General features: G+C 64.7%; 14 protein-coding genes. 9 read left to right on the top strand and 5 right to left on the bottom strand.

All coding sequences use genetic code 11. The annotated features are described in order from the left end of the window. Nucleotides 1-288: 288 nt before the first annotated feature. Entirely contained in the window at nucleotides 289-2,457 is a 2,169-nt protein-coding gene (locus SLT36_RS11800) for a right-handed parallel beta-helix repeat-containing protein (RefSeq protein ID WP_432287625.1), read from the top strand. Nucleotides 2,458-2,500: 43 nt separating this feature from the next. Here SLT36_RS11800 and SLT36_RS11795 read toward each other — a convergent pair whose 3' ends face one another. Next, nucleotides 2,501-3,112: a TetR/AcrR family transcriptional regulator gene (locus SLT36_RS11795; protein ID WP_432287623.1), complete on the bottom strand. Its 612-nt coding sequence runs from the start codon at nucleotides 3,110-3,112 to the stop codon at nucleotides 2,501-2,503. A gap of 143 nt (nucleotides 3,113-3,255) precedes the next feature. Between SLT36_RS11795 and SLT36_RS11790 the strand changes: the two genes are divergently transcribed. From SLT36_RS11790 to SLT36_RS11780, 3 genes are all read left to right on the top strand, one after another. Next, nucleotides 3,256-3,954, top strand: coding sequence for a PspA/IM30 family protein (locus SLT36_RS11790; RefSeq protein WP_432287621.1), 699 nt, complete (start codon nucleotides 3,256-3,258; stop codon nucleotides 3,952-3,954). Nucleotides 3,955-4,002: 48 nt separating this feature from the next. Beyond that, a complete protein-coding gene (locus SLT36_RS11785) occupies nucleotides 4,003-4,263 on the top strand; it encodes a YiaA/YiaB family inner membrane protein (RefSeq protein ID WP_115731274.1) in 261 nt (86 codons plus the stop codon). 155 nt (nucleotides 4,264-4,418) lie between these two features. Next, entirely contained in the window at nucleotides 4,419-5,075 is a 657-nt protein-coding gene (locus tag SLT36_RS11780) for a methyltransferase family protein (RefSeq protein ID WP_432287619.1), read from the top strand. Between the two features lie 4 nt (nucleotides 5,076-5,079). Here the strand turns inward: SLT36_RS11780 and SLT36_RS11775 are convergent, their stop codons facing one another. Both SLT36_RS11775 and SLT36_RS11770 read right to left on the bottom strand, forming a co-directional pair. Next, nucleotides 5,080-5,325 (bottom strand): putative hemolysin, encoded by a 246-nt coding sequence (locus SLT36_RS11775; protein ID WP_432287617.1) that lies wholly within the window; start codon nucleotides 5,323-5,325, stop codon nucleotides 5,080-5,082. Between the two features lie 131 nt (nucleotides 5,326-5,456). Continuing rightward, the gene (locus tag SLT36_RS11770; RefSeq protein WP_432287615.1) at nucleotides 5,457-6,539 is read right to left on the bottom strand and encodes a citrate synthase; all 1,083 of its coding nucleotides are present in this window, start codon (nucleotides 6,537-6,539) and stop codon (nucleotides 5,457-5,459) included. Between the two features lie 74 nt (nucleotides 6,540-6,613). On the opposite strand from SLT36_RS11770, the gene SLT36_RS11765 reads away from it, so the two are divergent. Both SLT36_RS11765 and SLT36_RS11760 read left to right on the top strand, forming a co-directional pair. After that, nucleotides 6,614-7,819, top strand: coding sequence for a citrate synthase family protein (locus SLT36_RS11765; protein WP_432287613.1), 1,206 nt, complete (start codon nucleotides 6,614-6,616; stop codon nucleotides 7,817-7,819). Between the two features lie 72 nt (nucleotides 7,820-7,891). Then, on the top strand, nucleotides 7,892-8,278 hold the full coding sequence (locus SLT36_RS11760; RefSeq protein ID WP_432287611.1) for a DUF1801 domain-containing protein: 387 nt from the start codon (nucleotides 7,892-7,894) through the stop codon (nucleotides 8,276-8,278). Here the strand turns inward: SLT36_RS11760 and SLT36_RS11755 are convergent. Further along, entirely contained in the window at nucleotides 8,275-8,883 is a 609-nt protein-coding gene (locus tag SLT36_RS11755; protein ID WP_432287610.1) for a TetR/AcrR family transcriptional regulator, read from the bottom strand. The two genes, SLT36_RS11760 and SLT36_RS11755, sit on opposite strands and share 4 nt — an antisense overlap. An 86-nt stretch (nucleotides 8,884-8,969) precedes the next feature. Between SLT36_RS11755 and SLT36_RS11750 the strand changes: the two genes are divergently transcribed. From SLT36_RS11750 to SLT36_RS11740, 3 genes are all read left to right on the top strand, one after another. Next, nucleotides 8,970-9,728, top strand: coding sequence for an SDR family oxidoreductase (locus tag SLT36_RS11750; protein ID WP_432287608.1), 759 nt, complete (start codon nucleotides 8,970-8,972; stop codon nucleotides 9,726-9,728). 31 nt (nucleotides 9,729-9,759) lie between these two features. After that, nucleotides 9,760-10,317, top strand: coding sequence for a class I SAM-dependent methyltransferase (locus SLT36_RS11745; RefSeq protein ID WP_432287606.1), 558 nt, complete (start codon nucleotides 9,760-9,762; stop codon nucleotides 10,315-10,317). Between the two features lie 86 nt (nucleotides 10,318-10,403). Further along, entirely contained in the window at nucleotides 10,404-11,051 is a 648-nt protein-coding gene (locus SLT36_RS11740; protein ID WP_432287605.1) for a DUF930 domain-containing protein, read from the top strand. A gap of 114 nt (nucleotides 11,052-11,165) precedes the next feature. On the opposite strand, the gene rpoD is transcribed toward SLT36_RS11740, so the two are convergent. After that, a complete protein-coding gene (gene rpoD, locus SLT36_RS11735; RefSeq protein ID WP_192315203.1) occupies nucleotides 11,166-13,190 on the bottom strand; it encodes an RNA polymerase sigma factor RpoD in 2,025 nt (674 codons plus the stop codon). Nucleotides 13,191-13,293: the final 103 nt, after the last annotated feature.

The raw sequence follows: 13,293 nt of genomic DNA, 5'->3' as shown, positions 1-13,293 counted from the left end.
GGCATGAGCGGCTGGCCCAGCGCGCGGTCTGGCCCAATGGAAAGCCAATTTGCCGCAGCAGTCGGCAACGACCGCTGCGGTCCGGCGCGTGGTCGCCATCTGCCCCAGCGTCCGCAGCGGTTTCTAACAAACGAACCTGGCAACGGCCTAAATTAGCATCAACGCATTGAAATAAAAGGAAAAAGGTCGTCCACAGGCGACGCCCGTACAGTCTCCGATTTAATCTGGACTCTTCAATTCAGGTATTTTAGCTCACCGACGTTCAATCGGAAATTTGAAGTACCTGCCATGAAATTCCCAAGCCTGTTTGCAGTGGCGCTGGCCTCCGGCACCGCCCTTTCGACCTTCGCCTTTGCGCAAGCCCGGCAGCCGATCCTCGAACTCGAAGGCAGCCTTGCCTATGGCGTCGGCAATGGCGGCATCGGTATCTTCATGCCGTTCCTGCTCGACAACGGCAATGGCGTGTTCTTCGACGCCAGCGGCCGCTTCGTCGAAGGTTCGGCACGGCAGGCGTCGTTCGGCATGGGCTACCGCCACCGTGTCGAAGGTGGCTGGCTGCTCGGCGGCTATGGCTATCTCGACGTCTACAACAGCGAACACGGCAACAGCTTCAACCAGCTGTCATTCGGCGTCGAAGCGCTGGGCCCGGTCTACGAAGCGCGCGCCAACGTCTATCTCCCCCTCGGCGACGACAAGGTCGCAGCAAGCCTGAGCCACGCCTTCGTCTCCGGCAGCGAACTCAAGTTCCAGGCCGGCCGCGAATTCGCCCGCGCCGGCGCCGACACGGAAGTCGGCCTGCGCTTGCCCATCTTCCCCGAAAGCATGAACGCCGAGATGAAGGTTTTCGGCGGCGCCTACTGGTATGATGGCGCGCGCGGCCTCGATGACACGCTTGGTGTCAAGGCGCGCACCGAGGTCAGCTTTTCCGGCCTGCCCGGTGTCTCCGGTTCGACGCTGGCGCTCGGCGCCTCGATTTCCTACGACAATGAGGACCGGACCGAATTCGGCCTCACCGCACGGCTGCGTGTGCCACTCGGCGGATCGAGCCGCACCGGCAAGGCCGCCTTCGATGCGATGTTCCAGCGCGTCGAACGTGCCGATTTCATCCGTACGTATGCCGACAGCGACGGCGTGACCGAGGCCGCTGAGTTTGTCCACGGCGGTCAGGCCGTCGGCAAGGTCGTCTCGATCTCGCAGGCAACGGGTGATGCGGCAGCCGTCAATGCAGCACTCACCACCGCCGGCACCAACGCGCTGGTGCTGGCCAATGGCGGCATCACGCTCGGCCAGGCGCTGCAGCTCGGCGCCGGCCAGCACATGGTCGGCGGCGGCGGATCGATCGCCGTACGCGGCGCCAACAGTCGCATAGAGGCCGCGTTCCGCAATGGCGGCGACGCAGCCAAGCTGACTGGCACCAACGCCGCCGCCAACGTCGTCGGCATGGCCTCGGGCAGCGAGATCGCCGGATTGAGCATCACCGGCGGCCTCGCCGGCATCGCCAGCAGCGGTACCTCCAACATCTCGATCCGCGACGTCGACATCTCGAAGACCGCGGGCGACGGCATCCGCCTCGACAACGTCGCCGGCGCCACGATATCAGGCGCCAACATCCACGACCTCTACATCTGCAACAGCAACACCGATTGCGAGTTCGCGGTCGGCCGGCCGAATCGCGCGCCGCACGCCGCGATCGCCGCGCTCGGCACCAGCGGGCTGACCGTCCGCGATACGGTGATCGACAGCGTCACCTATGGCATCTTCGCCGGCAGCCGCATCGACCAGAGCGACTGGCCGGAGGTGATCACCCACGCCGCCAGCGACATCGTCATCGACAACGTCAAGATCAGCAAGTCGCGCCGCGAAGGCATCCTGCTCGTCGCCGCCAACGACGTGACGATGAACAAGGTCACCGTCGACAATTCCGAACAGGGCCTGGATATGGACTTGGTGGTGCTCCAGGGCACCTCCAATGTCTCCATCACCAACATGACGCTCAAGGGCGGCATCAACGGGCTGATGCTCGTCACCGCCTCGACCCTGCCAGAGAATGCGGTGACGACCAACGTCAATGTCCGCGGCCTCACCATCGACAGCACCCGCAACGCCGGCATCTTCCTCAACCCCGTCTCCGGCATCAGCTTCAAGGACGTCACCATCACCAATGCCGGCACCTATGGTGCCTACATCTATGGCAGCGAGTGGGACTTCCTCGGCGGCCCGGCCAAGAACATCGACTTCGGCAACATGCGCGTCGAAGGCGCCAGCAAGGCAGGCCTCTACTTCTCCGGTCCTGCCGAAAACATCCGCGGCGACATCACCGTCGTCGACGCGCTGCTCAACTGCCTCGCCGATCAGGGCGCCTGGTCGGGCACTTCGCTGACCCAGACCGACGGCTCGGTGCTGAAGCTCAACGGCACGGCGATCGAAGCGAACAAGCTGAAGACCAGCTGCAAGTGACAAACGCGACCCGCGCGGCATCCGTCGCGTGGGTCCCCTGCCGTCATACCCTCTGCCTGAGGCCGGCGACGAAGGTCGTCACCAGAAGCGTGATCTGCTCCGACACGTCCCCACGTCTGCCCTCGATGGCATCGGTAGCGTAGCCGACCGTCACGATACCGTGGACGCTTGACCACAAGGCATGCGCGGCCGTTCCCCTCAGGCGCGGATCGGCAATCAGCCCGCTCTTTTCCAGGATGTCGGCAATCAGCAAGAAGCTGCTCGAAAGCCGCTCCTCATATGCTCTGGTTTCGTCCGAGGGCTCACCGGCAAGACCAGTGGCCAGAAGTGACTGCCAGCTTCCCGGGTTCTCACCGACGAAACGCTGATAGACCCCGGCCAGCGCCAGCAGCAGCCGGACCGGATCGGTCACGCCCTGACGCTCCAGGTCGCCAAGCACCTGATTGCCGACGGTATCAAGTCGTTGGAGCAACCTTGTGTTGACCGCCCGCAAGATACCGGTCAGGTCCCCGAACAGATTGTAGATCGAGCCGACCGCGATCCCGGCCTCGCCGGCGATCGTGCGCGCCTGCAGCTTGGCAGCCCCCCCTTCGTTGAGCAGCCTTTCGGCGATGCCGAGCACCCGCTCCTTCGTCTCGTTGCGATCCAGCGCCATCTTGTTTCCTGCCAATGTTGAAGGCCCGCCATTGCCATCCAGATAGCACAACGCGGCCAAATGAACATCGTTCAAAATACCTCTTGAACAATGTTCATTTTGTGGTAGCCTTCAAATATGAACAATGTTCAAGGGAGGGAAGCATGATACGGAATGTCTTCAAGTCGTTGCTGGCGGTTGCGGGAGCCAAGGCTGAAACCGGCCTTGAAAACCGCTTTGCCATCGACCTGATCGAACAACACATCAGGAACGCACAATCCGGCCTGAGCGCCGCCAAGCAGACCCTGGCGACGATCGTCATCCGCCACCGCGGTGAACAGGCGGCGCTCTCGCGCCTTGCCCAGCGCCTCAGTGACCTCGAACAGCGGACCGCCAGCGCGCTTCATGCCGGCGCCAATGAACTGGCGCATGACGGCGCAACCGTCATCGCTGAACTGGAGAACGAACGCGCGGTTCGCCAGGCGACGCTGGCAGCGCTGGAACAGCGGATCACCCGCATGCGGCTCTCGATCGAGAAGGCCCATGCCAAGATTGTCGACCTCAACCAGGGCCTGATCTCGGCCAGGGCGCTCGACGCCGAGCATCGAGCCCAGCGCGGCCTCAACCGCTCGCTCGGCAGGTCCACCGGCTTCAAGGAGGCGGAGGCTCTCATCGCCCGCATCCACGACCGTAGCGATCCGCTGGAGGAAGCCTTCGTCATCGATGCCATCGACGACGAATTGAGCGGCGATGCGGTGCGCACGAGACTGGCGAATGCCGGCCACGGCCTGCCCGTCAGGGTCGACGCGACCCAGGTCCTTCAGCGTCTCGCAACCGCCACCGAAATCTCGTCACCCAACTGATCCCTAGATCTCGCCACCCCGCAATGTCGTCACTCAAGGAGGAAAATCATGAGCCCGAACCAGACCTATATCCTGTTCAACGCCGCGTCCGTCGCCGTCGCCTACTTCATGCTCGCCCTGTCGCTGTGGCTGGCGCCGGTCGACCTCTCGACCAAGGGCTACTGGGGCATGGGCGTGCTTCTGCTCACCGGCGCCCTCGTCAATCTGGTCAAGTATCGTATGGACGATCGTCTTGCCGCCGAACTGACCGCCAAGATCGAAAAGGCCCGCAACGAAAAGCTGCTCAGCGAGTATGTCGGCAAGGAGTAAGCAAGTAGCCCGACCCGCGCGGTGAAGATCGCGCGGGTCGGAATCTTGACTCTTCAAGGTACGGCCCGCGGTTACACTCCGCGCAGGCCGCCCTTACATTGTAGGCACTGCTTTCGGCTAAGGTGGGAACGCTTGCATCGGGGACGTGGAAAACAATGCCCTCTCTCAAAATACTCATCCTTGGCATGGCCGGCACGCTTGTCAGCCTCGGGCTTGCGATTCTCGGCGCGGGCGGCTTCATGGCATTCTTCTCAAACCCGTCCCGCACCGCTGCCGCAATCCTCACTGTCGTCCTGATGGTCGTCGCCCTGCTCAGCGGCGCCAATCTCAGCCCGGGCGAACAGGAGGACCGCGCCAATCGCTGGGTGCTGCCGGCGCTCGGCGTCATCGGCCTGCTCAGTGCCTACCTGCCGGCCTATGACGACCGTATCGACTTCTGGACCATCGGCGGCGAAACGATCCGCTGGATCGGCGTCGCGCTCTTTGCCGCCGGCGGCATGCTCCGGCTGTGGCCGTTCTTCGTCCTCGGCAGCCGCTTCAGCGGGCTGGTCGCCATCCAGCCCGGGCACAGGCTGGTCACCTCGGGCATCTATGCGCTCATCCGCCATCCCAGCTATCTCGGCCTGTTGGTCAACGCCCTTGGCTGGGCACTTGTCTTCCGCTCGGGCGTGGGCGTCATCCTCGTCGGCCTCACCCTAGTGCCGCTGGTCGCCCGCATCCGGTCCGAGGAGCGCCTGCTGCGCACCCATTTCGGCGCAGAATATGACGACTACGCCCGCCGCACATGGCGGCTGGTGCCGGGTCTGTATTGAGTGCCTAATCCTTCGGTGCCACGCATTTCTGGTCGCGGAACAGCGCCCACTCCTCGCAAAGGCTGCCGTCGGGCATGCGGCAATAGCCGGTCTCGTTGCCACCGGCGTCCTTGCGGATCTCGAGCTTGCCGCCGATGTTGCCGCAATGCACCGAGGCCGGGTTCGCCATGCCGATCGGGTTTTGCGCCGGTGCCGCCGCAGCTCCCATCACGGCAAGCGAAATGGCCGCCAATCCTACAGAACTCGCCACCAGCCGCCGCATCGCGCCCTCTCCCTTCAAGCTTCCACCGCTGCATCTAGCGTCGTACCGTCCAAAGGCAATTGCCAAATGAAAGAGCCCGGGGTCATGCCCCGGGCTTTGCGCAATCCGTCAGTATGCTCTCAGGCCGGCATCGGCCCGGTATAGACTGAGGCCGGTCGCAGCAACCGGCCGGTGCGCTGCTGTTCCAGCGCATGCGCGACCCAGCCCGCCGTGCGGCCGACAGCGAAGACCGGGGTGAACGCCTCGCGCGGGATCTTCAGCGCACCGAGCAGGATCGCGGTGTAGAACTCGACATTGGTGTCGAGACGACGGCCCGGCTTGGCGCGGGCGAGCGCCTCGCGGGCATATCCCTCGACCTCGGCGGCAAGGCCAAGATCCATACCCTCCGAGCCCAACGTGCCCACCGACCGCTTCAGCACGTCGGCGCGCGGGTCGCGCACCTTGTAGATGCGGTGACCAAAACCCATCAGGCGCTCGCCACGCGCCAACGCCGCGTCGATCCATGGTGCGATGTTGTCGGCCTTGCCGATGGCTTCCAGCATGTCGAGGACAGGTGCCGGTGCGCCGCCATGCAGCGGGCCCGACAGCGCGCAATAGCCTGCCGTCACCGCCATGAACAGGTCCGCCTGGGTCGAGGCGACAACACGCGCGGCGAAGGTCGAGGCGTTCATGCCGTGGTCGCTGACGGTCACCAGATAGGCGTCCAGCGCCGCCGCTTCTGCGTCGCTCGCAGCCGTGCCGCGCATCATGCGCAGCATGTCGGCCGCCTGGCCGAGGCTGGCATCGGGCGCAACGGGGGCGAGCCCCTCGGCGCTGCGCACCAGTGCTGCCGCCAGAACCGGCATGGCGCCGAGAAGCGCCACCTCGTCGTCGAGACCGTCTTCCCGATCGATCGCGGCGATCGCCGCGCGGAAGCCGGCGCCGAGCACCAGGCTTTCGGTCGCAGGCAGTATCTTTTCGAGCCGCGCAAAGGCACGGACCCGTGCTTCGCCGAGCTCCGCCCTCAATTCGCCGGCTGCGGTTTCCTTGCCGGCGGCCGAAAGCAGGCGGGCGGCAGCCCCCTCGAAATCCGTCTCGGCGGCCAGTTGGGCGACGCGGCTGCCGGCGATGATCAGTTCGCCACCCTCGCCGTCGACATGGGAAAGTGCGGTCATGGCCGCGGTCACGCCGTCCAGTCCGGCGGTGGTCTGATGAAGTGTCATGGGCTTGCTCCTTGCTGCGCTGCAGAAAGATGAAGCTCTTTTCATATTGATCAATCTTGATTAGCTTGATCAATATGAAAAAAGCCTCCGAACCGCTGTATCTCTCGGCCCGCGAGGCCGCGGGCGAACTCGCCGTTTCGCCGGCTACGCTTTATGCCTATGTCAGCCGCGGCCTGATCCGCTCGGAACCGTCCGACGACGCCCGTGCCCGGCGCTACCGTGCCGACGACGTCCGAGCCCTTCTGGCGCGGCGTGCCCCGGCCGGCCTCGCCAGCGCCGGAGAGACCGAGGCGCCGGTTCTCGATTCAGCGATTTCGACCATCACCAGCGAAGGGTCGGTCTATCGCGGCGTTCAGGCGGTGGCCCTGGCCGAGCACGCGACGCTGGAACAGGCAGCGACGCTGCTGTGGGACATGAACGACGCCGACCCTTTCGCCGCCGCCAACATGCCTGTCATCAGCGACACCATGCGCGCCGTGGCCTCGGTCACCACGGGTGAAGCGCCAATCCCACGTGCCATCGCCATGCTTGCGCTGGCCGGCGGCAACGATTCACGCGCCTTCAATCGCTCGCGCCAGGGCCGCGTCGAGGTTGGTGCCCGTGCCGTCCGTTTGCTCACCTCAGGCATCCTTGGCACCACGCCCTCGCCTGCGCCGATCCATCTGCAGGTGGCCAACGCCTGGGCGCCTGGCCATCCCGGTGCCGAGGCAATTTTCCGCCGCGCGCTGGTGCTGCTTGCCGACCACGAGCTCAACCCCTCGACATGGACGGTGCGCTGCGCCGCCTCCACCGGCATCAACCTCTACGATGCGCTGATATCAGGCCTGGTGGCGCTCAAGGGCCCTCGTCATGGCGGCGCCGGCCCGCTGGCAGCGCATATGGTGGCCGATTTCGCCGCCACCGACGTCGCCGCCAACATCCGCGAACGTGTCGCCATCGGCGACCGCATCCCTGGCTTCGGCCACACCGTCTATCGCGACGGCGACCCTCGCGCCGACAGCCTGCTGACAGCCCTGGCCGAGGCGGGTGCCGACAGGCGCCTCGCCGTCGAGGCACCGACGCTGATCACCGAAGCCACCGGCCTGCACCCCAACATCGACTATGCGCTGGCGGTGATGGTGCGCACCTTCGGGCTGCCGATCGGCTATGAGACAGCGTTCTTCGCCATCGCCCGCTCCATCGGCTGGGTCGCGCACGCCATCGAGCAGCTGACGTCAGGTGTGCTGATCCGCCCACGCGCCCGCTATGTCGGACCCGCGCTGGGGCGTGGCGGCAGCTAAGGGCTGAACTGCACACGATATGGCGCGGCCAACGCGATCGGGATAGCGTGCCTGCAGGGGGAGAACAGCCAGATGATGCGCAAGCAAGTGCCAGCGGAGAGCCCGGAGGCCTATATCAAGGCCTTGAGCGACTGGCGCCTCGACATCGTCGAGGCGTTGCGCGCAGCCACTCGTGCCGCGGGCGATCCTGAGGCGCGCATCAAATGGGGCCACATCGTCTGCTTCTCCAATGGCCCAGTCCTGCTCATCCGGGCGGAGGAAGCCCGCGTACTGTTCGGCTTCTGGCGCGGCAAGCGGCTGCGCGGCATCGAGCCAAGGCTGAAGGCCGGCGGCAAATACGAGCTCGCCACCATGGAATATCGCGAGGGTGACACGGTGGATGCGGCGCTTGCCGAAAAACTCGTCCGGGAGGCGGTGCGGCTGAACGCCGAAGTCGGCGACCCGACGAAGAGCAGCTAGGCAAGAATTCCGAGATAGCCGGCAACCGCCCGGCGCAAGCGCGCCTGCAGATCGTCGAAATCGCGCTCGCCGGCCCGGACGGCGGCGTCGACGATGCCCCTGGACAGCGACATCAGATCGAAGGCCGTGCGCTCCGGCTGGTCGACGCCGTGGTCGCGCAGCACGCCGACGATCAGGTCGCGCATGTCGGCCTTCAGCTGCACCGTCTCCTTGTCGAGCTTGAGCTCGAGTTCCTCGTGCTCCAGCGCCTGCGCCAGCGCCGGCCGCCTGAGATGATGGCGCAGGCTCGCAGACACCATCGCTTCGACGGCATGGGTAAGCCCCTTGCCCTCGGCCTCCCGCCCGGCACCGACGAAATCGGCCAGCATCTCCTGTCGCATCTGGCGGACCAGCTCGGCCAGTATCGCCTCCTTCGCGGGGAAGTACTGGTAGAGCGTACCGACAGAAACGCCTGCCAATACCGCGACATGATTGGTGGTGAGTCCGGCGCTGCCCGACGTCTCCAAAATGCGAGCAGCCGCCTCCAGGATCGCAGCGCAGGTGGCAGCGCTGCGCTCTTGACGCGGTGTCTTGCGGGGGGTCAGCCGGGACTTTGAAGCGTTCATGGGATGCGAGTAGTGGGTGACACGATTATTCGCAATATTTCCCGCACCCAAGTACGGGTCAACAGCCAAGCCCACCAGGTCAGGGAATGCACGACAGTTTCGACTTCAACGACAGGTCCGTGCTCGTCACCGGCGGCGCACGCGGCATCGGCCTGGAGCTCTCCCGCCAGCTGGCCGCCAAGGGCGCGCATGTCATCGCGGTCGGACGCGACGCTGCCTCGCTGGATGCGCTGGCGATGCAACTCCATGGCTCGGTCACCATCCAGCAGGTCGATCTCGCCACATCAGGCAGTGCCGAGGCCCTGTCTCAATGGGTGGCCGAAACGCGCCCGCAATGCAGCGCGCTGATCAACAACGCGGCAATCATGCATCACACCGATCTGACAGTGGACAGCCAGGCCCGGCTCGACGCCATGTCGGCCGAAACTGCGGTCAACCTGACCGCGCCGCTGCAACTGTCGGCGGCGATGCTGCCGGTGCTGTCGGCTCATCCCTCCTCGGCCATCGTCAACGTCACCTCCGGGCTTGCCATCGCGCCTAAGCGCGAGGCCGCCGTCTACTGCGCCAGCAAGGCTGCCCTGCGCAGCTTCACCCGTTCGCTGCGCGACCAGTGCCGCGCGGCCAAGCTTCCGATCCAGGTCACCGAAGCCGTCATGACGCTTGTCGACACCACCCTGTCGCGCGCCGGTCCGCTCCGGAAATATCCGCCGGCGCTGGCCGCCGCCGACCTCATAGCCGGCATCGAACGCGGCCTCGACGAGATCTGGATCGAAAAGACCAAGATCCTGCGCATCGTGCATCGGCTTTCGCCCGAGCTTGCCTATTGCATCATGCGCGACCGCTAACCACCTACGCCAAAAGCCAGGACCCGCAAGAATGATCGAATTCAATGCGTTCGCTGCCCAGCTGCTACGCCGGCCCCGTCAGGTGTCGGCCCTTGCCCCTTCGTCGCCGAGCTTGTGCCAGCTCATGGCCAGCCAGCTGCCGCGCTGGGCCCGGCGGGTCGCCGAGTTCGGCCCCGGTACCGGCAACATCACCCGTGAAATCCTGAAGCTCGGCATCGCGCCCGCCGACCTCTTCCTCTACGAGCTCAACCCGGTCTTCTGCCGCATGCTGCGCGACCGCCACCCAGAAGTGACCGTTTTTGACGAACCTGCGGAAAAACTGGCGTCCGTAGGACCGCAGCACGTCGACGCCGTCGTCTCTGGCCTGCCGCTGCTGTCGATGACATCAAGCCAGCAGGAGGCGATCCTGTCCGCCGCCTTCTCGCGGCTCGGGCCCGATGGCGTCTATGTCCAGTTCACCTATGGGCTGTTCTCTCCGGTGCGCAGCAGCATTGCCGAAAGCCTCGGCCTGGAATTCACCCGTTCGCCCCGCGTCTGGCGCAACCTGCCGCCGGCGGTCGTCTACGTCTACCGGCGCAGGCGCAATTAGGCAGGCTTGCGCAGCACCGATATCCGGCGCCGCAATCGCGCCACAGTGACGGGCGAACCAGTTGGCTGCACAAAAAGCCGGGTCGCATGTCGCCTGTCGTGAAACTGGATCCCAGCTGGCCCGTCTCGCTGGCATTGCATGCCCTTTTGCTGGCCGCCCTCTTGCTGTTGCCGAGGCCACAGCCATTCAGGGTTCCGGCCGAGGATGCAGTACCGGTCGAACTGGTGGCACCGCCCGCACCGGCCCAGTTGCCGCGGCAACAGGCAGCCTCCGCCGCACCGCTTGGACGTAACCTTGCGCCTGCCACCACCTCCAAGCCCGAGGCGCCCACCACTCAGCCCCCTTCTATGGTCAAGGCGCACAGTTTCTACGCGGCAAAGCTGCTCGCCGACCCGCGCAGCCGCCATGCCAGGCAGGCGCTGGCGACCTTTGCTCCCGACGAACGTGCCATCCAGCTGTGCAACATCGAGGCCATGGAGCAGATCCACCGCTGGAAGGCGGAGCTCCGTCCCGATCTTGTCGTCCCCTATGCGACCGGCGATCTCAGGATCGCTGGCGGCTCGATTCATGCGCAAGGCGGAGCCTTCCGGGCCGGGGGCCGCTGGTACGGCGTAATCTTCTCTTGCGATGTGACCGTAGGCGCTGTCGCGGCCTTCGAGTTCAGCGTCGGCGAGGCAATTCCCGAGGCCAGATGGGTCGAATACAATCTCGTTGCTGGAAATCCGGAGGACTAGAACAATTCCTGGAAAAGTGCCTGGCGGTTTTCCGGCTGGAATTGCGCAGGAATATGAGCCCCCAAACGAAAAAAGCCCGGCCAGAGCCGGGCTTTTTGAACGATATCGCTGCGATCAGCTGTCGAGGAACGAGCGCAGCTTCCTGGAGCGGCTCGGATGCTTGAGCTTGCGCAGTGCCTTGGCTTCGATCTGGCGGATACGCTCGCGGGTGACCGAAAACTGCTGTCCGACCTCTTCAAGCGTGTGGTCGGTGTTCATGCCGATGCCGAAGCGCATGCGCAGCACGCGTTCTTCACGCGGGGTGAGCGAGGCGAGCACGCGCGTGGTGGTCTCGCGCAGGTTCGCCTGGATCGCCGCGTCGATCGGCAGGATCGCCATCTTGTCCTCGATGAAGTCGCCGAGATGCGAATCCTCCTCGTCGCCGACTGGCGTTTCGAGCGAGATCGGCTCCTTGGCGATCTTCAGCACCTTGCGCACCTTCTCGAGCGGCATGGCGAGCTTTTCGGCCAGTTCTTCCGGCGTCGGCTCGCGGCCGATCTCATGCAGCATCTGGCGCGAGGTACGGACGATCTTGTTGATCGTCTCGATCATGTGCACCGGGATGCGGATGGTGCGGGCCTGGTCGGCGATCGAACGGGTGATCGCCTGCCTGATCCACCATGTGGCATAGGTCGAGAACTTGTAGCCGCGGCGGTACTCGAACTTGTCGACGGCCTTCATCAGGCCGATGTTGCCTTCCTGGATCAGATCCAGGAACTGCAGGCCGCGGTTGGTGTACTTCTTGGCGATTGAGATGACGAGACGCAGGTTGGCCTCGACCATTTCCTTCTTGGCGATCGCTGCCTCGCGCTCGCCCTTCTGCACCTGATTGACGATCTTGCGGAATTCCAGGATCGAAATCGCCGTCTCGGTGGCGAGGTTCTGGATCTCGGCGCGCAGGTCGCGGATCGTGTCCTTCTCGTTCTTGGTGAATTCCTTCCAGCCGCGGCTGGACAGGTTCGAGATCGAGCGGATCCAGTTCGGGTCGAGCTCGGAGCCCTGATATTCCTTCAGGAACTCGTCGCGGCGCACGCCATAGCTTTCGGCGAGACGCAAAAGCTTGCCTTCGTTCTGCACCAGGCGCTTGTTGATGTCGTAGAGCTGCTCGACCAGCGCTTCGATGCGGGCGTTGTTGAGCGACAGCGATTTCACGGCCTTGACGAGCTGATCCTTCAGCTCCTTCAGGCGGCGGTCCTGGCTCGGCGACAGGGTGCCGGCGGCGGCGAGACGGTTCTCGACCTGCTGGTCCTGCAGCTTGCGCAGCTTCTTGTAGGTGTCGGCGATGACGTCAAGGGTTTCCATGACCTGCGGACGCAGTTCCGCTTCCATGGCCGCCAGCGACAGGCTGGCCTCGTCCTCGTCTTCCTCGTCGTCCTCGCCACGGGTGTCGCCACCCACATTGGTGATGTCGTCTTCCTCGTCGCCACCGCGGCGGCGGCCCGCCTTCGGCTCGTCCTTGGGCTTGGCGTCTTCCTCGACGCGCTCGACGATCGGCGCCTGCTTGGCCTCGGGACCGGCATAGGTCGCCTCGAGATCGATGATCTCGCGCAGCAGGATCTTGGCTTCGTTGAGTTCGTCGCGCCAGATGATGATGGCCTGGAAGGTCAGCGGGCTCTCGCACAGGCCGGCGATCATCGTCTCGCGGCCAGCCTCGATGCGCTTGGCGATGGCGATTTCGCCTTCGCGCGACAGAAGCTCCACCGAGCCCATTTCGCGCAAGTACATGCGCACCGGGTCGTCGGTACGGTCGGTCGGCTCTTTCTTGGTCGTGGTCGCCGCAACGGCGGTGCCGGTCTGCTCGGCAAGCTCATTGGCATCTTCTTCGGCATCGCCTTCGGAAGCTTCGGCCTCTTCGCCCTGCTCGTCGTCCTCGACCACGTTGATGCCCATGTCGGAGAGCATCGCCATGGTGTCCTCGATCTGCTCGGAGGTCACCTCCTCCGAGGGCAGCACCGAATTCAGCTCGTCCATGGTGACATAGCCGCGCTTCTTCGCGACCTTGATCATCTTTTTGACAGCGTCATCGGAAAGGTCGAGCAAAGGTCCGTCTGGGGCGCCTTCGCGTTCGGTCTCGACCTCTTCCTTTTCTTTTGTCGCCATTCTTCGCTTTCTCCAGGCGGCCCGTCAGCCGCTTAAACTCTTGGACAGTGCAAATCAGATGCGCTCATCGAACCTGCGCCTGAACTGCCAGTAGCTGTACCTG

This window comes from Aminobacter sp. BA135 (assembly GCF_050859125.1).
In the GTDB taxonomy this organism is placed as follows: Bacteria; Pseudomonadota; Alphaproteobacteria; order Rhizobiales; family Rhizobiaceae; genus Aminobacter; species Aminobacter ciceronei.
Note: the sequence above shows the minus strand (reverse complement) of the source record. Positions and strands in the feature narration are given on the sequence as shown.